The sequence below is a fragment of the Bradyrhizobium sp. BWC-3-1 genome, from assembly GCF_032917965.1.
In the GTDB taxonomy this organism is placed as follows: domain Bacteria; phylum Pseudomonadota; class Alphaproteobacteria; order Rhizobiales; family Xanthobacteraceae; genus Bradyrhizobium; species Bradyrhizobium canariense_D.
The window spans coordinates 5,502,237-5,526,074 of record NZ_CP136625.1; the positions used below are offsets into that span (position 1 = coordinate 5,502,237).

Sequence of the window (23,838 nt, forward strand, 5' to 3'; positions counted from 1 at the left end):
GTGTACAAACGGTATCGTCACAACGTAGATTTTGCGCGGACTTGGAATTTCGCGAAGCCTTGGCCGCGGCGCTCAACGAGTCGATTTGGGAACGAGGATGACGCAGACACCGATCCGCATCACCGTGAACGGCAGAATCCACGAGATCACTGCGGCGCGAGCCACGCCGCTGCTCTACGTGCTGCGCAACGATCTCGCGCTCAACGGTGCGAAATACGGATGCGGCCTCGGTGAATGCGGCACCTGCACTGTCCTGATCGATGGCGCGGCGGCGCGCTCCTGTGTCATTCCGATCAGTGGCTGCGCCGGCCGCGACATCGTGACGCTCGAGGGGCTCGGTACCCGCGACAAGCCGGATGTGGTGCAGCAGGCCTTCATCGACGAGCAGGCCGCGCAATGCGGCTATTGTCTCAACGGCATGATCATGACGACCAAGGCGCTGCTTGCGATCAACCCTCAGCCCACCGAACAGGAGGCGCTGGCGGCGCTGCGCTACAATCTCTGTCGCTGCGGCACGCATATCGAAATCCTGCGCGCCGTGATGCGTGCGTCTGGTCAGCTTGCCGAGGCCGGTGATTGATGGCCTCCCCGCATCCGAACGGAGCTGAGCTGCAATCCGGCTCGCTCGTCGTCGTCCGCACGGTGGACGAGTGCACATCCGAGACCTTCGTCCGCATCACCGCGGACGGTTCGGTCACAGCCTACAATGGTCATGTCGATCTCGGCACCGGCATCCGCACGGCGCTTGGCCAGATCGTGGCTGAAGAGCTCGACGTCTCCTTTGCCCGCCTCGTCGTGGTGCTCGGCGACACCGCAACGGTGCCGAACCAGGGCGCCACGATCGCAAGCGAGACCATTCAGATCACTGCCGTTCCCCTGCGCAAAGCCGCCGCGCAGGCGCGTCACTTCCTGATCGCACGTGCGGCCGAGCGCCTGGAGCTGCCGGCAGCCGATCTCAGGATCGAAGACGGCCTCGTGCGCGGGCACGACAATCGCAGCGTCAGCTATGGCGAGTTGATCGGCGGAGAGACCATTCGTCTCGAGCTTGCCGACGACGTCGCCGTCAAGCCGGTCGGCGATTACGCCATTGTCGGCCAATCGATGCCACGCGTCGACCTGCCCGCCAAGGCCACGGGCGAGCTGACGTTCGTGCACGACATCCGTATACCGGGCATGCTGCACGGCCGCGTGGTGCGCCCGCCCTATGCCGGCGTCGACGCCGGCCCGTTCGTCGGCACCAGCCTGATTTCGGTCGATGAATCCTCGGTGCGCGACATTCCCGGCATCATGGCCGTCGTACGCATCGGCGATTTCGTCGGAATCGTCGCGGAGCGCGAGGAGAACGCGATCCGCGCGGCGGAGCAGCTTGCGGTGAGCTGGCGACCGACGCCTGAACTGACCGATCTCGCCGACGTCGAGACGGCGCTTCGTGCCAACCCGTCCACGCCGCGCACGCTGATCGACAAGGGCGATGTCGATGCTGCCATTGCCGGCGCGGCCAAACCGATGCGGCGCACTTACGTCTGGCCATATCAGATGCATGCCTCGATCGGCCCGTCCTGCGCGGTCGCCGACTTCCAGGACGGCAACATCCGTGTCTGGTCGGGCACGCAGAACCCGCACGTGCTGCGCGCAGACCTGTCACTGCTGATCGAGCGTCCCGAGAGCGAGATCGAGGTCATCAGGTTGGAGGCCGCCGGATGCTACGGCCGCAACTGCGCCGACGATGTCACCGCGGACGCTTTGTTGCTCTCGCGCGCGGTCGGCCGGCCCGTGCGCGTACAGCTGACGCGCGAGCAGGAACACGCCTGGGAGCCCAAAGGCGCCGCGCAGCTCATCGACGTCAATGGCGGCCTGGATGCGGCGGGCGACGTCGCTGCCTACGATCTCGCTACGCGCTATCCGTCGAATGCCGCGCCGACGTTGGCGCTGTTGCTGACGGGACGGATATCGCCGAGGCCGGACGTCCTCCAGATGGGCGACCGCACCGCGATCCCGCCTTACGATTACGGCCACATGCGCGTCGTCGCCCACGACATGGCGCCGATCGTGCGCGCGTCCTGGTTTCGCGGCGTCTCGGCCCTGCCCAACACCTTTGCGCATGAATCCTATATCGACGAGGCCGCGACCGAGGCCGGGGTTGACCCGGTCGAATATCGTCTGCGTTACCTGAAGGACCAGCGCGCCGTCGATCTCGTCCATGCTGTCGCCGAGCGCGCGGGCTGGACGCCGCGGCCGGTGCGCGAAGAGAAAGACGGCGAGATCGTGCATGGGCGCGGCTTTGCCTATGCGCTCTACGTCCACAGCAAATTCCCCGGCTATGGCGCGGCTTGGTCGGCCTGGGTCACCGACGTTGCCGTGAACAAGTCGACCGGCGAGGTCAGCGTGACGCGCGTGGTTGCTGGGCAGGACTCCGGATTGATGATCAACCCGGACGGTGTGCGCCACCAGATCCATGGCAACGTCATCCAGTCAACCAGCCGCGCACTGATGGAGGAGGTCTCGTTCGAGCGCGGCGCAGTCGCGGCGCGGGAATGGGGCGCCTATCCGATCATCCCCTTCCCTGACGTGCCCAAGATCGACGTGTTGTTGCTGCCGCGGCCGGACCAGCCGCCGCTCGGCGTCGGCGAATCCGCCTCGGTCCCGAGTGCGGCTGCGATTGCGAACGCGATTTTCGATGCCACCGGCGTGCGATTTCGCGAGCCGCCGTTCACGCCCGAGCGCATCCTGAATGGATTGCACAGCGGCGGGCCGGCCACGCGGCAGGCGCTGCCCGCTCCCGCTGCGCCACAACCATCCCGTATCTGGGAGAATCCATTCGCCAAACGCGCCGGCATCTTCGCGACGGTCGCGGCCGTCTGCACCGCGGCGATTGGCATCGGTGCGGCTGTTTTGCCCGGCCGCGCCATCGCACCGATCGCGCGGCCAGACCCATCGGTCTATTCCGCAGCGACGATCGCGCGCGGGCAACAACTGGCCGCACTCGGCAATTGCGCGGAGTGCCACACCATGATCGGCGGTGCGCTCAACGCCGGTGGCCGCGCGCTGGAGACGCCGTTCGGCACGATCTACGCGACCAACATCACGCCCGACGTCGAGACCGGCATCGGCGCCTGGTCCTATCCCGCATTCGAGCGCGCGATGCGCGACGGGCTGCATCGCGACGGACGGCAACTCTATCCCGCCTTCCCCTACACGCACTTTTCGAAGACTGGCGATGCCGACATGCAGGCGCTTTATGCCTATCTAATGGCACAGCCTGCGGTGCGCGCGACGCAGCCTGCGAATACGCTCGCCTTTCCGTTCAATCTCCGCCCGCTACTTGCCGGATGGAATGCGCTGTTCCACCAGACGCGAGAGTTCAAGCCTGATCCCGCGAAATCCAAGGTCTGGAATCGCGGCGCTTATCTCGTCGAAGGTCTCGGCCATTGCAGCGCCTGCCATTCGCCGCGCAACACGCTCGGCGCCGAGCAGCGTGACGCCTATCTCGCCGGCGGTTTTGCCGAGGGCTGGGAGGCGCCGCCGCTGACGTCGCTGTCGCAAGCGCCGATCCCGTGGAACGAAGACGAGCTTTTCGCCTATTTGCGCACGGGCCACTCGCGATATCATGGCGTCGCCGCTGGGCCGATGGCGCCGATCGTCAGGGATCTGGCGGCCCTGCCCGACCAGGACATCCGCGCCATGGCCGTCTATCTCAACTCGTTCAATGACACCGCGACCGATAGGAAAGCGCAGGATGCGATCGCTCTGAAGCTAGAAGCTTCAACGCAAGTCACGATGGCGTCCTCAACCGGCGCGCGCCTCTATCAGGGCGCCTGCGCCGTCTGCCACGAGGTCGGCGGCCTGGCGCTGTTCGGCAGCCGCCCCTCGCTCGCCCTCAACAGCAACCTGCACAGCGCCACATCGGACAATCTCGTGCAAATCATCCTGCACGGCATCGCCGAGCCGGTGTCGAGCAATCTCGGCTATATGCCGGCCTTCAAGAACAGCATGAGCGATGCGCAGGTCGAGGAGCTGGTCACCTTCCTGCGCAAGCAGTTCGCACCCGACAGGCCAGCATGGATCGGTGTGAAGGAGACGATTGCGCGTGTGAGAGCCGCCGCGAACTGAGCGCTACTTCTTGTGCTGCACCGGCGGCGTGCCGTGCGTGTGAAACGACTCGATCGTCTTGAGGCCCCACGCCTGCCCCTTCTTGCGTTCGTCTTCCGTCCACACGATCGGCTTCCAGTCGGGCGCGAGGATGAGGCGCGCGCCGGCATTGGCGACTTCGACGCGGTTGCCGCCGGGCTCGTAGACATAGAGGAAGAAGGTCTGCTGGATCGCGTGCTTGTGCGGGCCGGTCTCGATGTGGATGCCGTTCTCCAGGAAGATGTCGGCAGCGCGCAGAATCTCTTCGCGGCTGTCGAGCGCGTAAGTGACATGGTGGAAGCGGCCGGCCGTGCCGGAATGATCGAGCGAATAGGCGAAATCGTAGCTCTTGTTCGACATCGTCAGCCACATCGCCGCTTCGCGGCCGTCGTTCAGCACGATCTGCTCGGTGAGGCGGCAGCCGAGATAATTCTCGAAGAACTCCCGGTTGGCCTTGATGTCCACGGCGAGGCAATTGAGGTGATCGAGGCGGCGGACATTGACGCCGCGCGCGGGAAAGCGCTGCGCCTGGTTCTTCAGTGCGGGCTTCAGCTCGGGCGGCGCCTGATACCATTCGGTCTCGTAGTAGAGCTCGACGATGTGTCCATCGGGATCGCGGCAGCGGAAGGTCGGCCCCTGCCCCATGTCGCCGTCGATCCAGCCGATGTCGAAGCCGGACCCTTTCAGCGCCGCGACGCGACGCTCCAGCGCCTGCTGGCTGCGCGCACGTAACGCCATGTGCTCCATGCCCGATGTCTTCGACGCCGTCAGTTTGAGCGAATAGCGCTCGTAATCGTCCCAGCCGCGCAAATAGACCGACTCGCCCTTTTGTCCGCTGACGGTCATGCCCATCACGTCGACGAAGAATTTCAGGCTCTCGTCCGGCTTGGGTGTCAACAGCTCCATGTGGCCGAGATGAGCGAGATCGAGGATCGGTTCGGGCTGCATGGTGTCCTCCAAGACGTGGCTTGCGATCCGCTGGACCGGATCCCGCGATCTGGCACAGGCTGCAATCCACTCACGCGCCGGTGGGCGGCACAAGGCCGCCGGTTTATTTGTACCAATGTACAAATGATTAGGTCCCGTCAACAAATCAAACATCGCCGCCCGGAACGGATGACGGACCATCCAGGATGACCAACCCGTCCCGGAACCGCGGACCGACTGCCCGAATGGTAAAATCTCTCTTAAGCACTCTCGCCCGTCGGCCGGGAAAAAGCAGCATTTTCCGCCGCTACTGCCAGGGAGTATGTATTGGGAACAAACCTCGCACCCGAATTGTCGCGGATTTAACGAAGCGCCGGCGCCTGCCGCTTAACCGTTTGTCCAGCGACGGCCGTGCATAGTCCGGGCAACCCGTTGCTCTTGCCAGGTTCATTCATTGTGACATCCTTTGGACGCGTGATTTCGGTTCGCGGATCGCTCGCCCGGGTCGGGCTGCTGGCTGAAAGCCGCATGCCGGTCTCGGAAGTTCGGGCCACCGTCGGCCGCTTCGTCAGTATCCGCTGCGCCAGCTCGGTCATCGTCGCCATGATCACCGAGGTGTCCTGCGAGAACCTCTCGAGCAACGACAATCTGATCGCCATCGCCTCGGTCGACCTGCTGGGCGAAATCCTCAACGCGACCGGCAAGGCCAAATTCCAGCGCGGCGTCACCAACTATCCGACCATCGGCGATTCGGTCGACCTGATCACGAGCCAGGAGCTGCGCACGATCTACGCGCCCACCGGTTCCGACCAGATCAATGTCGGCTTCCTTCAGCAGGACAGCTCCGTCGTCGCCTATGTCGACATCGAGGAAATGCTCTCCAAGCACTTTGCAGTGCTGGGATCGACCGGCGTCGGCAAATCGACCGGTGTGTCGCTGTTGCTCAACGAGATCCTCAAGGCACGCCCGAACCTGCGCATCTTCCTGCTCGATGTGCACAACGAATATGGCCGCTGCTTCGGCGACCGCGCGCTGGTGCTCAACCCGCGCAATCTGAAACTGCCGTTCTGGCTGTTCAATTTCGAGGAAATCGTCGACGTGCTGTTCGGCGGCCGCGCCGGCGTGCCTGAGGAGCTCGACGTCCTCGCCGAGGTCATTCCGCTCGCCAAGGGCGTCTACACCCAGTACCAGAACGCCGACCGCATTGGCCTGAAGCGCATCGATCCCAAGCAGATCGGCTACACCGTCGATACGCCGGTGCCCTATCGCCTGGTCGATCTGATGTCGCTGATCGACGAGCGCATGGGCAAGCTCGAGAACCGCTCCTCGCGCATCATCTATCACAAGCTGATCTCCCGCATCGAGGCGGTCCGCAACGACCCGCGCTACGCCTTCATGTTCGACAACGCCAATGTCGGCGGTGACACCATGGCCGAGGTGATCAGTCATCTGTTCCGCCTGCCGGCCAACGGCAAACCGATGACGGTGATGCAGCTCGCCGGCTTCCCGGCCGAGGTCATCGATTCCGTCGTCTCGGTGCTCTGCCGCATGGCCTTCGACTTCGGCTTGTGGAGCGATGGCGTTTCGCCGATGCTGTTCGTCTGTGAGGAGGCTCACCGCTACGCCTCGGCCGATCGCAATGTCGGCTTCGGGCCGACCCGCAAGGCGGTGTCGCGCATCGCCAAGGAAGGCCGCAAATACGGCGTCTATCTCGGCCTCATCACCCAGCGTCCGGCCGAGCTCGACGCCACCATCATCTCCCAGTGCAACACGCTGTTCACGATGCGCCTTGCCAACGAGCGCGACCAGGCGCTGCTGCGCGCCGCGGTGTCGGATGCGGCCGCGAACCTGCTTTCGTTCGTGCCCTCGCTCGGCACCCGAGAAGTGCTGGCATTCGGCGAAGGTGTCGCGCTGCCGACGCGGCTGCGCTTCAAGGAGGTGCCGCCGCATCAATTGCCGCGCGGCGAAGCCACGATCAGCAGCGTGCCCTCCGTCACCTCCGGTCACGACATGCATTTCGTCGGCGCCGTGCTCGAGCGCTGGCGCGGTGCCACCTCGCAGCGCGACGTGCCGAACGATCCGGTGTTCTCGGCGCCGCCCGCGAAGACGCTCTCCAGCATCGAAACTCCGATGCTGCAACCGTCGATGGGGTTGGATCCGGACCGCTTCTCGCTGCTGAAGAAGCCGCTGCGGTAAAGCGACGCTCGTTTTCCAGCGCCGGCATTGCGAGCCTGGCGTCACGTTGAGCATGGCACCCGCATCGACTATGGTTGCCGGCCCCAAGCCGGAATCCATGCCCATGACAAAGCCTGTGCAACGCTTCGCCGCTCCCGCCCTCGATGCGCTCCCTGACGACATCCGCACGCGTCTCCTCGCCGTCCAGGAGAAGAGCGGCTTCGTGCCGAACGTGTTCTTGACGCTGGCCTACCGCCCGGACGAGTTCCGCGCCTTCTTCGCCTACCACGACGCACTGATGGAGAAGGACGGCGGCCTCAGCAAAGCCGAACGCGAGATGATCGTGGTCGCGACCTCGGCAGCCAATCAGTGCCAGTATTGCGTGATCGCGCATGGCGCGATCCTGCGTATCCGTGCCAAGAACCCGCTGATCGCCGACCAGATCGCCACGAACTACCGCAAGGCCGACATCACGCCGCGGCAAAAGGCGATGCTCGACTTCGCGATGAAGGTCTCGGCCGATGCGCAGCGGATTTCCGAGGACGATTTCACCGCGCTCGCGCCGCATGGCTTTAGCGACGACGACATCTGGGACATCGCCGCAATCTCCGCCTTCTTCGCACTGTCGAACCGGCTGGCGAATTTCACCGGCATGCGGCCGAACGACGAATTCTATCTGATGGGACGGTTGCCGAAGAAATGACCGACCGCCGCGAGGGCGGAAGGAACGCATCGCCACAATGCAGCGGATGAGTTCCCGCTTGACCGGAACTCTGTGTTTTCGCAATCGCACACGTTTAATTAAGAATCTCACCCTCAACTAGCACAAACGCCTTGGCACAACTTGCGCAGTTTCCGTCCCCGGAGACGCGGATGAGTCGTGCCTGTTGGGGGGCTTCTCATGAACGTGCGGGCATTTGTTATCGCGACCTGTATTGGCACGACATTCTTCGCTGCCGGATACGCATGGAACTATCAGCCGGAGATCATCAACGCGAACGAGATATGGAGCATGTTCGAATCGGAGCACGGCAAGGCGCGGGCTGCCGTCTTACGCGTCCTCGTTGCGCCGAATTCAGCTCACTTCAACGGCCTGCGAACGATCGATGCAGACCAGGCAAGATACGTATGCGGCTCCGTAAAAGCGATGGACAAGGAGAGGCAGTATGTCGAGGCCGCGTTCGTTTACACCGTCTCGATCGATTTTGCCCGTATCGACGACGACGGCCGGATGACGTCGCAGCGCTCTGCTTACAAGCCCTGCCCAGGCGCGGCCGACGACAAAATTGCCGACCAGAACACGCTGATATCGCCAGGCGCGCTGTCGATGATCAAGACCATCGAAAAAGTCATCCCCAAGTCCAGCGGCGGAACGATGGAACAACAGCTTGGCCAGCTGGCCGCACAGACAGCGGCGGTCGCGCCAGGTTCGGCGGTCCCGCGGAGATCAGCCGGCTCATCGGGTTCGCCAGCCTCGGCAGGGGCAGGATGGGCGCCAGCAGCACAGCATTCAGGTTCGGGCGTGGAGGCGCGACAAGCAGATGAACTGACGTGGCGTGTCGATCAGCCGCCGGCTGCATGGCCGAACTTCCCCTCGGACCATCCGCTGGCGAAATCGGCGCAGAAGCGGACGAGCGCCGAGGCCCTGGCGTTTGCGAAAGGCATCGAGGCTCGCTGGGAGGAGGCCAAATCATCCGGGGTTCCGGCCAAGCGTCCTTCGCCCGAGGAGATCAAGGAAGCATGCCGCGCGCTACTTACGATTGATCCCGCGGACAAGGATTATCCGCGGGCCTGGGCCGCCTTTGTGCGGTTGCGCAAAATCGATCGCGACGCTGCTGGTTGAACTGGCGTGAACCTGTCCTAGCGCTGCGCCATCAACTCGAGCGCCGGGGCAAAGCGCTCGGAAAAAGTCAACGTCTTGGCATGGTGAACTGCGGCAAACGACGCCGAGATCCCGGCTGAAGCGACCACGAGCAGGGCAACGGCGAAAACCAGACGGCGCATTTCGGCCTCCTGTGTGAGCTCGACAATTCCAACAGATGGCACGGCTTGGTTTCAGCACTGCTTCGTGCGGACGGAAGATGGTTTCGCTCAAGAGGCTGTGATCAGATCCGGTTTGCGGAGCCGCATGCCTCGCTGCTGCGAGCGTTGCGCCTAATCATCGTCCGCTGGCCCACACCAGCCGGGCAAATAGATCGCATCCTTGCTCTTGGCTGAGGACATCGCCTTCTCGAGCGCCTTGTCGAAATTGGCATCCACAGCCTTGCGCGACAGCTTTCGACGCAGATAGTCGGCCCACAGGAATTCGGAGAAGGGCGTGGTGTCCTTGGCGAAGCCGCCCATGCGGCGCAGTTCGCCGGCAAGGCTCCGGAAAGGATCGTCCTTGAGGTCGACGACGGATTTGGGCAAATCGCGGAATGGTCGCCGTTCGCCCTTGGCGTCGTAGGGGTAAACCCAGCGCTTGTTGTCCATCACGCCCCAGAACGCTTCGCGCTCGACCATCCTGAGGTCGCCGACAATGGTGACCAGCACCTCCTTGACGCCCTCGTCGTGCAGCGCGCGACCGAGATGATGATGGTCGATCACGTAATAGCGCTCGTCGGGGCCGTGCACGACGGGGATCATATGCTTGCCGAGCAGATCGGCCTGCTTCTTCTTGTCGTGCTCGCGCCAGCGCTTGCGCTTCTCCTTGACCTCGCGCATCCCGACCGTCATCTGCGTCGGCCGCAGCGACAGGATCGACACCGGATGCACTCTCGGTTCGCGCGTATTGGTCATGGTCGAAAGGCCCCTAACATGGTTGCAGCTGCGTGGTCAGGTTCCCTGGACTATGTCATGGGCACCGCGCCGGCAAATGCATTCGGCTCGGTGGATATTATTGCATCGCACCCTCTGCAGGCCCGGAACGACCACGGTTCCACGGTCCTTCGTTCGCAGTCCTGCAGGATAGTGCGAACGCGCAATGCACGTGCGCGTTGAGAAAATTTTCTGCAACGCGTTCACTACGTATGCTATCTAAAAATCGCTGCTTCGGAGTGATCCCTGCACCATGACAACCCAGCGGCCCATAAGCTCGGATGACGAGCACCGGGTGCTCCAGTTCAGGCCGCGCACCTCGCCTTCCCCGACGGCCCACCGCGGCAACGCTAGCGTGCAGCAATTGCGCGTCGCGCCCGAGCGGCTCGACCTGTCGCGCTACGAGGAGCCCCGCACCGAACCGGACGATTTCCGCCGTCGCATGCTCGCCAATATCGCGGCGCTGGCCTTCACCATCGCACTGACCGCGATCGGGATCTGGCTCGCGGTGAGCATCGCCGACCTGCGCCGGACCCAGGATTGCGTGCTGATGGGCCGCCGCGACTGCGTCAAGATCACGACGCCGCACATCTAGGCAGGACATCTGGTAAGCAAGACGTCTGGTAGGCCCGCTGGCGTTCCTTCGGCCGAAACGGCTCAGCCGGGGCGTCCCCAGCCCGGTCCCCACACCCGTCCGGCTCCATTGAACTCAGGGCGGCGCTCCGATATACGGGCTTTCGACCCGGCCAGAGGGGGGTTGAGGGCGTCATCGGGGCGCGATGCCCACCCATCGTTCCACTCTGGAAAATCTGACAAACATCTGCAATATATCAAAGGCTTAGTGATGTCCTCCACATTCGATCAGGTCGCTACGATCATCGCTGAAACCTGCGACATCCCGCGCGACACGATCACGCCGGATAGCCATGCCATCGATGACCTCGGCATCGACAGCCTCGATTTCCTGGACATCGCGTTCGCGATCGACAAGCAGTTCGGTATCAAGCTGCCGCTGGAAAAGTGGACTCAGGAGGTTAACGACGGCAAAGCGACCACCGAGCAGTATTTCGTGCTGAAAAACCTGTGCGCCCGCATCGACGAACTGGTTGCGGCCAAGGGCGCGAGCGCCTAAGCGCGCGGTCATGCAACTCGAATACTTCCACATGATAGATCGCGTCGTCGACCTCAACGTCGACGCGAAGACGATTGTTGTCGAGGCTCAGGTCCCGATGGAGAGCACCATCTTCGAAGGGCACTTCCCGGGCTATCCCCTGATGCCCGGCGTGCTCCTGATCGAATCGATGGCGCAGGCCTCGGGCTGGCTTCAGCTTGGCGTGCTCAAATTCGAGCGTATGCCGATCCTGGCTGCCGTCAAGGAGGCCAAGGTCCGCGGCTCGGTCTTCCCCGGCGATCTCATGAGCATCGAGGCGAGCCTGGCCCATCAGGGCTCAGGCTACGCCGTGACCGAAGCCAAGATCAAGGTCGGCGGCAAGCTGCGCGCGAATTCGACGCTGACCTTCACGCAGATTCCCTTTCCCCATGCGGATATGCGCGCCCACATGGACGCGGTCGCCAAACGCGTCGGCTTTCCGCAACAGGCCGTATTGCCATGACCGAGACTGCTTCGAAGCCTGCCCAGACGGAAGTCTGGATCACCGGCATTGGCCTGGCCACCTCGCTCGGCGAGGGCCTGGACGCCAACTGGGCCGCGCTTCAGGAGAAGCGCATCAATGTCGACGAGAAGGGCTTTGCACCCTACATCGTGCACCCCCTGATGCCTGTCACCTTCGACAGCCAGATCCCCAAGAAGGGCGACCAGCGCCAGATGGAAGCCTGGCAGCGCATCGGCACCTATGCGGCCGGGCTTGCGCTCGACTCCGCCGGGATCAAGGGCAACAAGGACATCCTGTCGAAGATCGACATGGTGGTCGCCGCCGGCGGCGGTGAACGCGATCTCAACGTCGACACCGGCGTGCTCACGGCCGAGGCCAAGGGCGCCAACGCGCCCGGCTTCCTCAATGAGCGGCTGATGAGCGATCTCAGGCCGACGCTGTTCCTGGCCCAGCTCTCCAACCTGCTCGCCGGCAACATCGCCATCGTGCACGGCATTGGCGGCACCTCGCGCACCTTCATGGGTGAAGAGGTTGCCGGCGCCGATGCCGCCCGCATTGCATTGTCGCGCATCGCCTCCGGCGAGAGCGACATCGCGCTGATCGGCGGCTCGCACAATGGCGAGCGCAAGGACCTGATGGTCCTCTACGAATTCGGCGACTTCAATCTGAAGGACAAGTTCGCCCCCGTGTGGGCGCGCAAGGACCACGCCGGCTTCGCGCTCGGCTCGGCTGGCGCGTTCCTGGTGCTGGAATCGAAGGCCCATGCGGAAGCGCGCGGCGCAAAACCATTCGCAAAGCTGTCGAGCGTCGTTGCCGACCTTGCCCGTCGTAAGACCCCCGGCGACATGGCCGCGACGCTGGAGAAGCTTTGGGCAAAGTTGCCGAAGCGCGACGGCAAGGGCGCGATCATATCCGGCGCGACCGGCGCGGAGCCTGCGACATCAGAAGAGCGCGCCTTCCTGAAGGGCCACGCCGAGTTCCCGGTGCGCTCGACCGGCACGATGTTCGGCCACACCATGGAGACGCAATTCCCGCTCGGCATCGCGCTCGCCGCGCTGTCGATCTCTCGCGGCGCGCTGTTTCCGCCGAACGATCCCACGGGCACCGAGATTGAAATGCAGGGAGCGCCCACCCAGATTGTGGTGGTGGGGGCCGGACACTGGCGCGGCGAAGGCATGGCGCTGGTCGAGGCAGTAAGCTAAAGCGCGTTACGCTTTGGCAGGTTATTGTTTGGGTATGATCTTCTCGGAAAACCGCGTCACGCTTTTTCGGATCATGCTCCAGCTCAAGCGGGGATCGACATGACTGCACCACGCGACAAACTCGGGCGTCCCGTCGTCGTCGTCACCGGCATGGGCATCATGACCTCGCTCGGCAACGGCAAGACCGACAATTGGGCGAAGCTCGTCGCCGGCGAATCCGGCATCCGCACCATCACGCGCTTTCCGGTCGACGGCCTCAAAACCACGATGGCCGGCACGGTGGATTTCGTCAGCGTCGATCCGTTCTCCTCCACCGGCCTGTCCGAACGGATGGCCGAACTGGTGACGCAGGAAGCGCTGGACCAGGCCGGGATCGGCACCAAGGCGGATTTCCCGGGTCCTCTCTTTCTTGCGGTCGCACCGGTCGAAGTCGAATGGCCGCAGCGCCGCGAACTCGGCCGCGCCGTCGGCAAACCCGACTTCAATTACGACGATCTGCTGCGCATCTCCGGTGGCGGCAAGTACAGCGCCTATCACCACCGCTTCATGTTCGGTTCGGTCGCGGCCTACCTCGCCGAGACCTTCGGCACCAAGGGCTCGCCGATCTCGTTGTCGACGGCCTGCGCTTCGGGCGCGACCTCGATTCAGCTCGGCGTCGAGGCGATCCGCCGCGGCGAGACCGATGCCGCGCTGTGCGTGGCGACCGACGGCACCGTGAATCCGGAGGCGCTGGTGCGCTTCTCGCTGCTCTCGGCGCTTTCGACCCAGAACGACCCGCCGCAGGCGGCCTCCCGTCCCTTCTCCAAGAACCGCGACGGTTTTGTCATGGCCGAAGGCGCCGGTGCGCTGGTGCTCGAAAGCTATGAAGCCGCCACCGCGCGCGGCGCAAAAATACTCGGCGTAATCGCCGGCTGCGGCGAGCTCACCGATTCCTTCCATCGCACCCGCTCCTCGCCCGACGGCAAGCCGATCATCGGCTGCATGAACAAGACGCTGGCCGATGCCGGCATGACGCCGGATCAGATCGACCACATCAACGCGCACGGCACCGCGACGCCCGAGAACGACAAGATGGAGTACAATACGACATCGGCCGTGTTCGGCGAGCTCGTCTCGAAGATTCCGGTCACCTCCAACAAGTCGATGGTCGGCCACACCATCTCGGCCGCGGGCGCGGTCGAGGCGATCTTCTCGCTGCTGACGCTGGAGCATCAGCGTATCCCGCCGACGATCAACTACGACAATCCGGATCCCACGATCCTGTTCGACGTCGTCGGCAACAAGGCACGCGATGCCCGCGTCACCGCGGTGATGTCGAACTCGTTCGGGTTCGGCGGCCAGAACGCCTCGCTGATCCTGACCCGCGAACCGGCCTGACCGGACGCATGGCGCTGCTTCCGGCGAGGACGAAGGCCCGCGCGCGGCAGACGGCAAAGTCGATCGGTGGAGGGCTGATCGGCGCTGCCACCGTCGGCATGTTGCGCACCACGCGTTATTTCGATCCAGCCAAGACCTCGGACTTTTTCGCACGCGTCACCAAACTGATCGGCCCGCGCCTGCGCGAGCACCGCATCGGCCGCGCCAATCTCACCGCGGCGTTTCCGGACAAGTCGCCCGAGGAAATCGAAGCCATCCTGATGGGCGTCTGGGACAATCTCGGTCGCGTCGGCGCCGAATTCGCCCATATGGACCAGGTCTGGGATTACGACCGCGATCATCCAGAAAACAGTCGGATCGAACTGCCCAGCCGCAGCATCGAGCTGTTCGATCAAATCCGCGACGACGGCAAGCCGGCGTTGATCTTCGCCGCGCATTTGGCCAATTGGGAATTACCGGCGCTCGCCGCGGTCGCACACGGGCTCGATGCAGCGATCCTCTACCGCCGCCCGAATATCGCCTCCGCCGACCGCATCATCCAGGAGATGCGACAGGTCAACATGGGCACGCTGATCCCGGCGGGGCGCGACGCGCCGCTGCGGCTTGCCCAGGCGCTCAAGGACGGCAAGCACGTCGCGATGCTGATCGACCAGTATCTGACCGGCGGAGTCGAGGTCACCTTCTTCGGCCGCAAGACCCGCGCCAATCCGATGCTGGCGCGCCTGTTACGACAGGTCGAATGCCCGATCCACGGCGTCCGCGTCATCCGCCTGCCCGGCGGCCGCTTCACCGCCGAGATCACCGAAGAGGTCCACCCGGTGCGCGACGCCGACGGCAAGATCGACATCCAGGGCACCACGCAGGCGATCACGAGCGTGGTGGAAGGCTGGGTCCGCGAGCATCCGGAGCAGTGGCTGTGGCTGCACCGAAGGTGGCGGTAGCGGACAGTAGTGCTTACCGCCCCGTCTTCACCCTGGTCCAAAGCCTATTGATGACCCGCTGGGTCGCGGGCTCACGCGCCGTGATGACGAACAGCTTTGCGAGCGTCGCCTCGTCCGGATAGATGTTCTTGTCGCTCAAGATTTTCGGATCGACCAGTTTCTGGCTGGCGAGGTTGCCATTGGCGTAGGACAGGAAGTCCGTATTCCTGGCGGCCACGTCCGGACGGTAGAGATAGTTGATCAGCTCGTAGGCTTCGCTGACGTTCCTGGCATCCGCGGGGATCGCGAGATTATCGAAGAACATCTGCGCGCCCTCCTTCGGGATGGCGTAGCCGATCTCGATGCCGCTTTTGGCTTCGGCAGCGCGGGCGCGGGCCTGCATGATGTCGCCGGACCAGCCGACCACGAAGCAGATCTCGCCGGTGGCGAGCGCGCTAAGATATTCGGACGAATGAAACTTGCGCACGGAGGGCCGCACCTTGGTGACGACATCGGCGGCCTTTTCGAGGTCGGCCTGCTTGGTCGAGTTCGGATCAAGCCCGAGATAGTTCAACGCCGCCGGAAAGATGTCGTCGGCGGAATCCAGCATGTGGACGCCGCAGTCTTTGAATTTCGCGAGGTTCTCCGGCTTGAACACGATGTCCCAGCTGTCAATCTTGGCATCCGCTCCGAGAATCTGCTTCAACTTGGCGACGTTGTAGCCGATGCCGGTCGTGCCCCACATGTAATTGACGGCGTAGACGTTGCCGGGGTCGTAGATCGCGAGACGTTCGGTCACCACCGGCCAGTCATTGGCCAGGTTCGGCAGCTTCGACTTGTCGAGCTTCTGGAAGATGTTGGCCTTGATCTGGCGCTGGAGGAAATAGGCGGTGGGCACCACGACGTCATAGCCGGATTTGCCGGCCATCAGGCGCGTCTCCAGCGTCTCGTTGGCGTCAAACGTGTCGTAGACCACCTTGATGCCCGTCTCCCTGGTGAAGGCCTGGAGGACGTCGGGCGCCACGTAGTTCGACCAATTGTAGAAGTTGACGACCCGCTCCTCGGCCCCGGCAGGAGCGGAGAGCAACGTCAGCGCGGCGGCGATCGCAAGGCCAAAACCACAGCGGCTGACGTTGGTCATCTCCCTACCTCTTGCGCCCGCGCACCGCGTCCGACAGTCGCTCCAGTGCGGTGTCGAGCGTCTCGTCCTTCTTGGCAAAGCAGAAGCGCACCACCGAGGTCACAGGGTCCTGCTCGTAGAAGGCCGAGACCGGGATAGCCGCGACCTTGTAGTCCTTCACGATCCGCCAGCAGAACTCGGTGTCGCTCTCGTTCAGCCCGAGCGGGGACAGGTCGACGGTGAGGAAGTAGGTGCCCTGCGACTTCAGCACGGGGAAGCCGAGGCTCTCCAGGCCCTTGGCGAGGCGGTCCCTGCTCCGCGTCAGGTCCTTGCGCATCGACAGGAAATACTCGTCGGGCTTGCCGAGGCCGTAGGCGACGGCGGCCTGGAGGTTCGGCGCGGTGGTGAAGGTCAGGAACTGGTGCACCTTGGCGGCAACGCGCAGCAACGGCGGCGCGGCGCACACGAAGCCGATCTTCCAGCCTGTCAACGAGAAGATCTTGCCGGCCGAGCCGACCTTGATGGTGCGGTCGCGCATGCCGGGGATGGTGATCAGCGGGATGTGCTTGTGCTCGTCGAAAGTGACGTGCTCCCAGACCTCGTCGCAGATCGCGATGACGTCGAACTCCTGGCAGTAGCGCGCCAGCAGCTCGAGGTCCTCCCGCGGAAACACCACCGCGGACGGATTCAGGGGGTTGTTGAAAAGCACCGCCTTGGTCTTTGAATTGAAGACACTTTTCAGCATGTCCTCATTCAGCCGCCAATGCGGCGGCTCGAGCCGGACCAGGCGCGGAATGCCGCCGGCCTGGCGGATAATCGGCAGATAGGAATCGTACACCGGCTGGAAGCACACCACCTCGTCACCGGGCTGGACCACGGCGAGGATGGCCGAGGTCAGGGCCTCGGTGCCGCCGGAGGTCACCATCACCTCGCTCATCGGATCGAGCTCGAGGCCGTGCCAGTGGCCGTAATGGGTCGCGATCGCCTGGCGGAGTTCCGGCAGGCCCATCATCGACGGGTACTGGTTGTAGCCGTTCAGCGAGGCCTCGGCCGCGGCGCGGCGGATGTCCTCGGGCCCGGGATCGTCGGGAAAGCCCTGCCCAAGATTGATGGCGGCATTGTCGCGCGCAGCCTGCGACATCGCCTCGAAGATGGTGACGGGAAGGTCTGCGAAGACCTTGTTGAGGGACGAGCTCTTGAACATCGGCGGGGTCAGCCGCCGACCTTGCTGGGAAGACCCGCCGCCTTCCAGCCCAGCATGCCGCCGGCCAGATGTTTGTCGTAAGGCAGGCCCGCGGCCTGCGCCGCCAGTGAGGCCGTCACCGAACGCTTGCCCGAGCGGCAGGCGAACACGACCTCCTTACCCTCCGGATCGGGGATCGCTTTGGGATCGAAGGTCGAGAGCGGCACGACCACGCCGTAGGGATAAGCCTCGGCCTCGACCTCGTTCGGCTCGCGCACGTCGACGAGGAGATAGCGCCCTTCCGCAACACCCTTGGAGACCTCGTCCGGGGTCAGATCCTGTACTTGATTTGCCACATCATCCTCCAACGTCGCGGGCCGCTGCCGGGGCGATCCCGGCGGCCGGCAACCTCGCCTCTTGGCCCGCGAAAATCAAGCGCTACAAAGGCTTGAGCTGCCTTGCGCAAGTTAAAGCTAAATCGCAGCGACTTGAAGCGCGACCTTCCAACGGAGGATCAGATCGTCACTTAGATGGTCACCTGGGTGCCGACCTCGACGACGCGGCCGGAGGGGATCTGGAAATAGTCGGTGGCGTCGTTGGCGGAACGGCTGAGCGAGATGAACAGCCGGTCCTGCCAGCGCGGCATGCCGGAATGGGCGGCCGGCTTGAGCGCCCTCCGCGACAGGAAGAACGAGGTCGACATGATGTCGAACTGCCAGCCGAGCTTGCGGGCGATCGCCAGCGCCTTCGGCACGTTGGGCGATTCCATGAAGCCGAACTTCAGCGTCACCTTGGAGAAGGTCGGCGAGATCTGTTCCAGCTTCACCCGCTCGGCCGGATCGATGCGCGGGGTCTGCGCGGTCTCGATGGTGAGAATGACGTTCTTCTCGTGCAGCACCTTGTAGTGCTTCAGACTATGCATCAGCGCGGTCGGCGCGCTCAGGGGGTCGCTGGTCAGGAACACGGCGGTGCCGGGCACGCGCTGCGGCGGCCGCTTCTCCAGCATGGCCACCAGGTCGGCGAGCGGGAATTCGAGCTTGCGCGACTTCTCGAACAGCAGCCGGCTGCCGCGCCGCCACGTGTACATCAGGATGATCATGAGCGCGCCGAGCGCCAGCGGCACCCAGCCGCCCTCGAACACCTTGAGCAGATTGGCGGCCAGGAAGGTGAGGTCGAGAAACAAGAACGGCGCGATCAGGGCGGCAGCCGTGAACGGCGACCACCGCCATACCTTCCAGATCACCACGAAGCCCATCATCGCCGTAACCACCATGGTCCCGGTGACGGAGATGCCGTAGGCCGAGGCCAGCGCGCTGGAGGAGCGGAATAAGAGCACCAGCAGGACCACTGCGACGAGCAGGAGCTGGTTGATGCGCGGGATGAAGATCTGGCCGGAATGGGCTTCGGACGTATGGCGAATTTCAAACCGCGGCAACAGACCGAGCTGGATCGCCTGACGCGTCAGCGAATAGGCACCGGTGATGACCGCCTGGCTCGCGATAACCGTTGCGGCGGTGGCCAGCACCACCATGCAGCCGCGGAAAAAACCTTGCGGAAAGAGCTGGAAGAACGGGCTCACGATCGCGCCGGGGTCGCCGAGCACGAGGGCGCCCTGCCCCAGATAGTTCAATGCCAGCGACGGCACCACGATGAACAGCCAGGCGGTCTGGATCGGCCGCTTGCCGAAATGGCCGAGGTCGGCATAGAGCGCCTCGGCACCGGTGACCGCCAGGAACACCGCGCCGAGCGTCACGAAGCCGATGATGCCGTGGTGGATCATGAAGGACACGGCGTAGAGCGGGTTCAGCGCGAACAGCACCTGCGGTTGCTGGATGATCGGGTGGATCGCCGCGATCGCGATCACCGCGAACCAGACGCACATGATCGGGCCGAAGAAGGCGGCGACGCGAGCGGTGCCACGGGACTGCACGGCAAACAGACCGACCAGGATGATCACGGTCAGCGGCACGATGTAGGGCTCGAAGTGCAGGGTGACGTCCTTCATGCCTTCGAGCGCCGACAGCACCGAGAGCGCCGGCGTGATCACGGCGTCGCCGTAGAACAGGGCTCCGGAAATGATGCCGAGCAGGACGATGGTTGTTCCGCGGGTGCCGACTGCGCGCTGGGCCAGCGCCATCAGCGCCAACGTGCCGCCCTCGCCGTTGTTGTCGGCACGGAGCAGGATCACGACATATTTGAGCGTCACCACGACGATGAGCGCCCACAGGATCAGGGACAGCACGCCCAGCACGGCCGCCGGCGTCGGCACCCCCTCCGCGCCAGAAGCCGCCATCACCGCCTCGCGGAACGCGTAGAGCGGGCTGGTGCCGATATCACCGTAGACGACGCCGATGCTGCCGAGTGTCAGCGCACCGAAGCCGGCGGTGGTGTGGGCGTCGCCATGCCCATTGGCCGCCGCCGTTTCCGGGGCGGGAATCGCGATATCACTTGTCATGGGAGAGCCTGGTGGCCTCTAAAAATGCTTCACTGCACAACGGCAGAAGGGCGCGGGGCTTATAGGCCTGCGCTGCCGGCATAGCCTAGCCAGATTTTGGACCTTAGCCATGCACATTTGCATGGCTTGGCCGGCCGCCGTTTAGATGGTGACCTGGGTTCCGACTTCAACCACGCGTCCGGTGGGAATCTGGAAATAGTCGGTGGCGTCGTTGGCGGACCGGCTCAGCGCGATGAACAAATGGTCCTGCCAAAGCGGCATGCCGGACTGCGCCGACGCCTTCAGCGAGCGCCGCGACACGAAGAATGAGGTCGACATGATGTCGAATTGCCAGCCCTGCTTGCGCGCGATCGCGAGTGCCTTGGGCACGTTCGGCTGCTCCATGTAGCCGAAGCGCAGGCGGACCTTGAAGAACTTGTCGCTGATCCTCTCCATCCGGAACCGCTCCGACAGATCGACCCGCGGCGTATGCGCGGTCTCGATGGTCAGGACCACGTTGTGCTCGTGTAGCACCTTGTTGTGCTTGAGATTGTGCAGCAGCGCGGTCGGCACGAAGGAGGGATCGCTGGTCAGGAACACCGCGGTGCCCTTGACGATGTGCGGCGGCCGCTTTTCCAGGCTCCGGATCAGATCGTCCAGCGGCACCTCGATGCGGCGCGTTTTCTGGATCAGGATCCCGGACCCTCGCCGCCAGGTCCAGATTGTCCCGGCCATGATCACGCCGAACAGCAGCGGCACCCAGGCGCCTTCGAGCAGCTTCAGAAGATTCGCGCTGAAGAAGCTGATGTCGACCACGACGAAGGGCAGGATCACCGCTGCGGCCGTCGCCGCGCGCCAGTTCCACAATTTCCAGATCACGATGAAGCCCATGATGCCGTCAGCAACCATGGTGGTGGAGACCGCAATACCGTAGGCCGAAGCCAGATTGCTGGGGGTGTGGAACAACAGCACCAGCAGCATCACACCGATCAGCAGCAGCCGGTTTACACGCGGCAGATAGATCTGGCCGGCATGAGTTTCCGAGGTGAAGCGCACCTCGAAGCGCGGCAGGAGGCCGAGCTGCACTGCCTGATAGACCAGGGAATAGGCCCCCGTGATTACCGCCTGGCTCGCGATCACGGTCGCCGCGGTCGCAAGTCCGACCAGCGGCAGCACGAAATGCTCGGGCACCATGCGATAGAAGGAGTGTTCGATCGCGCTGGGATCCGACAGCACCAGTGCGCCCTGCCCGAAATAGTTGATCAGGAGCGCAGGCAGCACGAAGAACATCCAGGCCGACTGGATCGGCTTGCGGCCGAAATGGCCGAGGTCTGCGTAGAGCGCCTCGCCGCCGGTCACCGCGAGGAACACCGCGCCCAGTGTCACCAGGCCGATCGTGCCGTGCGACAGCAGGAATTGCAGGGCGTAATAGGGATTGATCGCTGCCAGCACCGACGGATCGTCGGCGATGTGAACGGCACCCAGCACGGCAAGAACGGTGAACCAGACGACCATCACCGGCCCGAAGGCTGAGGCGACCAGTGCCGTCCCCTTGCTCTGGACCGCGAACAGCAGCGTCAGGATGAGAACGGTCAGGGGAACGACATAGTGCTCGAAGGCGGGCGTTGCGAGCTTCAGACCCTCGACCGCCGACAACACCGAGATCGCTGGCGTGATCATGGAATCGCCGATGAACATGGAGGCGCCGACGACGCCGAGCGCCATCAGGAACCAGCTCCGCCGCCCGAGCGCGCGCTGGCCGAGCGCCATGAGGGAAAGCGTGCCGCCCTCCCCGTTGTTGTCGGCGCGCAGCAGCAGCAGCACGTATTTGGCGGTGACGACGATCAGCAGCGCCCAAAGGATCAGCGAGAGCACGCCGAGCACCATGACCCGCGAGACCGGCTGGCCATGGGCCGCGCCCCTGACGGCCTCGTGGAATGCGTAGAGCGGCGACGTGCCGATGTCGCCGAAGACGACGCCGATGCTCCCGAGCGTCAGGCCCCAGAAACCCGAGGTGACCGGCCCGTCCGGAGCTTCGGTCGATGTGATGCTCGCCGTCATATGAAACTGGAACGCTTCTGCCCGAGAATTGATCCGGCGCCTTTTGACGGTTCCGGCGCCCCTGTCAATCGGCACATCATCATAGCAGGCACCGGGCCAGATGCTGTGACGGCGCAGCAACGGTCGTTGCCCACGCGACGACATGCCTCAGGTAAGATGGTGGCACAAGAGCCCTGAGCCTTCAGTCCCCGATTGAACGGGAATTGGCTCTACATCCTTGTTTTGTCGCGCTTCTTCGCGCGAAACAGGGTCCACTTCGCTCGAATGCGCCCTACGGCTTCAGATTCGGCGGCAGCGGCGGATCTTCGCGCATCAGGGTGATGGTCACCCGCCGGTTGGCCGCGAGCGAGGGATCGTCCGGAAACAGCGGCTGGGTATCCGCCTTGCCGGCGACGGCGAAGACATGGGCGGCCGGCAGGCCCTCGCGTTCGAGGATCTGACGCACGGCATTGGCGCGGTCGGCCGACAGATCGAAGGCGCCGTAGTCGCTGCGGGTCGGCACGAATCCAGCCGCGGTGTGGCCGGCGATGGAGACGCGCAGCGGCGTCGCCTTGAGCGGGACAGCGAGCTTCTCGATCAGGCGGCGGGTGCGGTCATAGGGGACTTTGGAGCCGTCGGCGAACATCGAGCGACCGTCCTGGTCCACGATCTCGAGGTTGAGGCCCTGCTTGGTCTCCTCGAACATGATGTGCTTCGACATCTCGGTCAATTCCGGCATGTCCTGCAACGCTTGGCGCAGCGAGGCCGCCGCCAGCGCAAAATTGCGGTCGACCTTGATCTTCGCGCCCGACGTGCGGTCACGATCCTCCTGGTCCGGCGTCGGCGTGTTGGAAGAGTCCTCGGGCTGAATGTGATCGACGTTCTTCAGCCGAGGGCGGGTCGGCAGCCCGTCGGACTCGACGATGCCGGAATAGCGCGCTTCGGTCTGGACACCGAAGGCGTCGCGCATGGAGCCTGCGACGACCTTCAGCTTGTTGGCATCCTGGGTCGAGAACGCGACGAGCATCACGAAGAAGCTCATCATCAGGCCCATCAGATCGGCGAAGGTCACGAACCAGCCGTGACCGCCTCCGTGTGAATCGCCGCGCTTCTTCTTGGCCATATCTCAAATCCCGGCGCGCGGCCTCAGGCCGGCACCGGCTCGCCTTCAGCGTGGCGGTGCTTCTCGGGCAGATAGGCCAGCAGCATTTCGCGGACCAACGTGGGGCTCTTGGAGTCGCGGATCATCAGGATGCCGTCGATGATCAGCGTGCGGTTGGTCTCTTCGTCCAGGAGCTTTCCATGCAGCTTGTCGGCGATCGGGGTACAAAACAGGTTGGCGACCAGCGCGCCGTAGAGAGTCGCGAGCAGCGCGGTCGCCATGAACGGGCCGAGCTTTGACGGGTCGGTCATGTTGGCGAACATCTGCACCATGCCGATCAGCGTGCCGACCATGCCGAAGGCCGGGGCGCAGTCGCCGATGGCGCGGTAGATCTTGCTGCCTTCATCCAGATGCATCAAAAAATTATCGCGGTCGCGCTCGAGATTGTCGCGAATGAAGTCCAGGTCGTAGCCGTCGGCGACGTAGCGGATGCCCTTGGCGAGGAACGGCTCGTCGGTCTCGACCTTTTCCAAACCCACCGGCCCTTGCTTGCGGGCGATCTCGGCGATGCGGGCGAGTTCGTCGACCAGATCGTGCGCCGACAGACGGCTCATAGTGAAGGCAAACTTGGCGCCGAGCGGTAGGCCGTGGATCAGCGTCGAGAGCGGAAAGCGGATCATGGTCGCGGCCGTCGAGCCGCCGAAGATGATGATCATCGCATGCTCGGAAACGAACATGTGGAGATCGCCGCCCAGCAGCATCATCGTCGCGATGACGACAATGCCCGCCACGAGCCCGATGCTCGTCATGATATCCATGGG

Annotated in this window: 21 protein-coding genes; 11 read left to right on the top strand and 10 right to left on the bottom strand. The window is 64.0% G+C overall.

Features of this window, described 5'->3' with window-relative positions; translation table 11 throughout:
* Nucleotides 1-97: 97 nt before the first annotated feature.
* Together RX329_RS26895 and RX329_RS26900 are read left to right on the top strand one after the other, a co-directional pair.
* Complete coding sequence (locus tag RX329_RS26895) at nucleotides 98-580, top strand: (2Fe-2S)-binding protein (protein ID WP_085352758.1); 483 nt, start codon at nucleotides 98-100, stop codon at nucleotides 578-580.
* Nucleotides 580-4,110 (top strand): molybdopterin cofactor-binding domain-containing protein, encoded by a 3,531-nt coding sequence (locus RX329_RS26900; protein ID WP_085352757.1) that lies wholly within the window; start codon nucleotides 580-582, stop codon nucleotides 4,108-4,110. Before RX329_RS26895 ends, RX329_RS26900 begins: the two co-directional genes overlap by 1 nt.
* A 3-nt stretch (nucleotides 4,111-4,113) precedes the next feature.
* On the opposite strand, the gene RX329_RS26905 is transcribed toward RX329_RS26900, so the two are convergent.
* Nucleotides 4,114-5,076 (bottom strand): catechol 2,3-dioxygenase, encoded by a 963-nt coding sequence (locus RX329_RS26905; RefSeq protein ID WP_085353038.1) that lies wholly within the window; start codon nucleotides 5,074-5,076, stop codon nucleotides 4,114-4,116.
* Between the two features lie 435 nt (nucleotides 5,077-5,511).
* Between RX329_RS26905 and RX329_RS26910 the strand changes: the two genes are divergently transcribed.
* From RX329_RS26910 to RX329_RS26920, 3 genes are all read left to right on the top strand, one after another.
* A complete protein-coding gene (locus RX329_RS26910; protein WP_026233778.1) occupies nucleotides 5,512-7,251 on the top strand; it encodes an ATP-binding protein in 1,740 nt (579 codons plus the stop codon).
* A 103-nt stretch (nucleotides 7,252-7,354) separates the two neighbouring features.
* A complete protein-coding gene (locus RX329_RS26915; protein ID WP_026233779.1) occupies nucleotides 7,355-7,933 on the top strand; it encodes a peroxidase-related enzyme in 579 nt (192 codons plus the stop codon).
* A gap of 198 nt (nucleotides 7,934-8,131) precedes the next feature.
* On the top strand, nucleotides 8,132-9,073 hold the full coding sequence (locus tag RX329_RS26920) for a hypothetical protein (protein ID WP_085352755.1): 942 nt from the start codon (nucleotides 8,132-8,134) through the stop codon (nucleotides 9,071-9,073).
* A 17-nt stretch (nucleotides 9,074-9,090) separates the two neighbouring features.
* On the opposite strand, the gene RX329_RS26925 is transcribed toward RX329_RS26920, so the two are convergent.
* Both RX329_RS26925 and RX329_RS26930 read right to left on the bottom strand, forming a co-directional pair.
* Entirely contained in the window at nucleotides 9,091-9,234 is a 144-nt protein-coding gene (locus tag RX329_RS26925; RefSeq protein ID WP_162847291.1) for a hypothetical protein, read from the bottom strand.
* 150 nt (nucleotides 9,235-9,384) lie between these two features.
* Nucleotides 9,385-10,008, bottom strand: a complete 624-nt coding sequence (locus tag RX329_RS26930; protein ID WP_063992858.1) for a ParB-like protein — start codon at nucleotides 10,006-10,008, stop codon at nucleotides 9,385-9,387.
* 271 nt (nucleotides 10,009-10,279) lie between these two features.
* Here RX329_RS26930 and RX329_RS26935 point away from each other — a divergent pair, with 271 nt between their 5' ends.
* The 6 genes from RX329_RS26935 (at nucleotide 10,280) to RX329_RS26960 (ending at nucleotide 15,159) form a co-directional block, all read left to right on the top strand.
* Nucleotides 10,280-10,621, top strand: coding sequence for a hypothetical protein (locus RX329_RS26935; RefSeq protein WP_085352754.1), 342 nt, complete (start codon nucleotides 10,280-10,282; stop codon nucleotides 10,619-10,621).
* A gap of 249 nt (nucleotides 10,622-10,870) precedes the next feature.
* Nucleotides 10,871-11,158, top strand: a complete 288-nt coding sequence (locus tag RX329_RS26940; protein WP_007592476.1) for an acyl carrier protein — start codon at nucleotides 10,871-10,873, stop codon at nucleotides 11,156-11,158.
* Between the two features lie 10 nt (nucleotides 11,159-11,168).
* Nucleotides 11,169-11,639, top strand: a complete 471-nt coding sequence (locus RX329_RS26945; RefSeq protein ID WP_085352753.1) for a 3-hydroxyacyl-ACP dehydratase FabZ family protein — start codon at nucleotides 11,169-11,171, stop codon at nucleotides 11,637-11,639.
* A complete protein-coding gene (locus tag RX329_RS26950) occupies nucleotides 11,636-12,841 on the top strand; it encodes a beta-ketoacyl-ACP synthase (RefSeq protein WP_317244475.1) in 1,206 nt (401 codons plus the stop codon). The genes RX329_RS26945 and RX329_RS26950 overlap by 4 nt, the downstream gene beginning before the upstream one ends.
* Before the next feature lie 99 nt (nucleotides 12,842-12,940).
* A complete protein-coding gene (locus RX329_RS26955) occupies nucleotides 12,941-14,218 on the top strand; it encodes a beta-ketoacyl-ACP synthase (protein ID WP_018459333.1) in 1,278 nt (425 codons plus the stop codon).
* 8 nt (nucleotides 14,219-14,226) lie between these two features.
* Nucleotides 14,227-15,159, top strand: coding sequence for a lipid A biosynthesis lauroyl acyltransferase (locus RX329_RS26960; protein ID WP_018459334.1), 933 nt, complete (start codon nucleotides 14,227-14,229; stop codon nucleotides 15,157-15,159).
* A gap of 13 nt (nucleotides 15,160-15,172) precedes the next feature.
* Here RX329_RS26960 and RX329_RS26965 read toward each other — a convergent pair whose 3' ends face one another.
* From RX329_RS26965 to RX329_RS26995, 7 genes are all read right to left on the bottom strand, one after another.
* Nucleotides 15,173-16,279, bottom strand: a complete 1,107-nt coding sequence (locus RX329_RS26965; RefSeq protein WP_085352752.1) for a polyamine ABC transporter substrate-binding protein — start codon at nucleotides 16,277-16,279, stop codon at nucleotides 15,173-15,175.
* Between the two features lie 4 nt (nucleotides 16,280-16,283).
* Complete coding sequence (locus tag RX329_RS26970; protein WP_085352751.1) at nucleotides 16,284-17,462, bottom strand: aminotransferase; 1,179 nt, start codon at nucleotides 17,460-17,462, stop codon at nucleotides 16,284-16,286.
* A gap of 8 nt (nucleotides 17,463-17,470) precedes the next feature.
* Nucleotides 17,471-17,797: a rhodanese-like domain-containing protein gene (locus RX329_RS26975; protein ID WP_063996571.1), complete on the bottom strand. Its 327-nt coding sequence runs from the start codon at nucleotides 17,795-17,797 to the stop codon at nucleotides 17,471-17,473.
* 170 nt (nucleotides 17,798-17,967) lie between these two features.
* On the bottom strand, nucleotides 17,968-19,896 hold the full coding sequence (locus tag RX329_RS26980; protein WP_085352750.1) for a potassium transporter Kup: 1,929 nt from the start codon (nucleotides 19,894-19,896) through the stop codon (nucleotides 17,968-17,970).
* Nucleotides 19,897-20,037: 141 nt separating this feature from the next.
* Nucleotides 20,038-21,936, bottom strand: coding sequence for a potassium transporter Kup (locus tag RX329_RS26985; protein WP_085385797.1), 1,899 nt, complete (start codon nucleotides 21,934-21,936; stop codon nucleotides 20,038-20,040).
* A gap of 271 nt (nucleotides 21,937-22,207) precedes the next feature.
* Nucleotides 22,208-23,038 carry a flagellar motor protein MotB gene (locus RX329_RS26990; RefSeq protein ID WP_007592497.1) on the bottom strand — a complete coding sequence of 277 codons (831 nt, stop codon included), beginning with the start codon at nucleotides 23,036-23,038 and terminating at the stop codon, nucleotides 22,208-22,210.
* 23 nt (nucleotides 23,039-23,061) lie between these two features.
* Nucleotides 23,062-23,835 (bottom strand): motility protein A, encoded by a 774-nt coding sequence (locus RX329_RS26995; protein ID WP_018459340.1) that lies wholly within the window; start codon nucleotides 23,833-23,835, stop codon nucleotides 23,062-23,064.
* Between the last annotated feature and the right edge of the window lie 3 nt (nucleotides 23,836-23,838).

Bases quoted from the DNA above. Each gene is read 5' to 3' on its own strand.
- RX329_RS26895 (WP_085352758.1), top strand. From the start codon at position 98: ATGACGCAGACACCGATCCGCATCACCGTGAACGGCAGAATCCACGAG.
- RX329_RS26900 (WP_085352757.1), top strand. From the start codon at position 580: ATGGCCTCCCCGCATCCGAACGGAGCTGAGCTGCAATCCGGCTCGCTC.
- RX329_RS26905 (WP_085353038.1), bottom strand. From the start codon at position 5,076: ATGCAGCCCGAACCGATCCTCGATCTCGCTCATCTCGGCCACATGGAG.
- RX329_RS26915 (WP_026233779.1), top strand. From the start codon at position 7,355: ATGACAAAGCCTGTGCAACGCTTCGCCGCTCCCGCCCTCGATGCGCTC.
- RX329_RS26920 (WP_085352755.1), top strand. From the start codon at position 8,132: ATGAACGTGCGGGCATTTGTTATCGCGACCTGTATTGGCACGACATTC.
- RX329_RS26925 (WP_162847291.1), bottom strand. From the start codon at position 9,234: ATGCGCCGTCTGGTTTTCGCCGTTGCCCTGCTCGTGGTCGCTTCAGCC.
- RX329_RS26930 (WP_063992858.1), bottom strand. From the start codon at position 10,008: ATGACCAATACGCGCGAACCGAGAGTGCATCCGGTGTCGATCCTGTCG.
- RX329_RS26935 (WP_085352754.1), top strand. From the start codon at position 10,280: ATGACAACCCAGCGGCCCATAAGCTCGGATGACGAGCACCGGGTGCTC.
- RX329_RS26940 (WP_007592476.1), top strand. From the start codon at position 10,871: ATGTCCTCCACATTCGATCAGGTCGCTACGATCATCGCTGAAACCTGC.
- RX329_RS26945 (WP_085352753.1), top strand. From the start codon at position 11,169: ATGCAACTCGAATACTTCCACATGATAGATCGCGTCGTCGACCTCAAC.
- RX329_RS26950 (WP_317244475.1), top strand. From the start codon at position 11,636: ATGACCGAGACTGCTTCGAAGCCTGCCCAGACGGAAGTCTGGATCACC.
- RX329_RS26955 (WP_018459333.1), top strand. From the start codon at position 12,941: ATGACTGCACCACGCGACAAACTCGGGCGTCCCGTCGTCGTCGTCACC.
- RX329_RS26960 (WP_018459334.1), top strand. From the start codon at position 14,227: ATGGCGCTGCTTCCGGCGAGGACGAAGGCCCGCGCGCGGCAGACGGCA.
- RX329_RS26965 (WP_085352752.1), bottom strand. From the start codon at position 16,279: ATGACCAACGTCAGCCGCTGTGGTTTTGGCCTTGCGATCGCCGCCGCG.
- RX329_RS26970 (WP_085352751.1), bottom strand. From the start codon at position 17,462: ATGTTCAAGAGCTCGTCCCTCAACAAGGTCTTCGCAGACCTTCCCGTC.
- RX329_RS26980 (WP_085352750.1), bottom strand. From the start codon at position 19,896: ATGACAAGTGATATCGCGATTCCCGCCCCGGAAACGGCGGCGGCCAAT.
- RX329_RS26985 (WP_085385797.1), bottom strand. From the start codon at position 21,936: ATGACGGCGAGCATCACATCGACCGAAGCTCCGGACGGGCCGGTCACC.
- RX329_RS26990 (WP_007592497.1), bottom strand. From the start codon at position 23,038: ATGGCCAAGAAGAAGCGCGGCGATTCACACGGAGGCGGTCACGGCTGG.
- RX329_RS26995 (WP_018459340.1), bottom strand. From the start codon at position 23,835: ATGGATATCATGACGAGCATCGGGCTCGTGGCGGGCATTGTCGTCATC.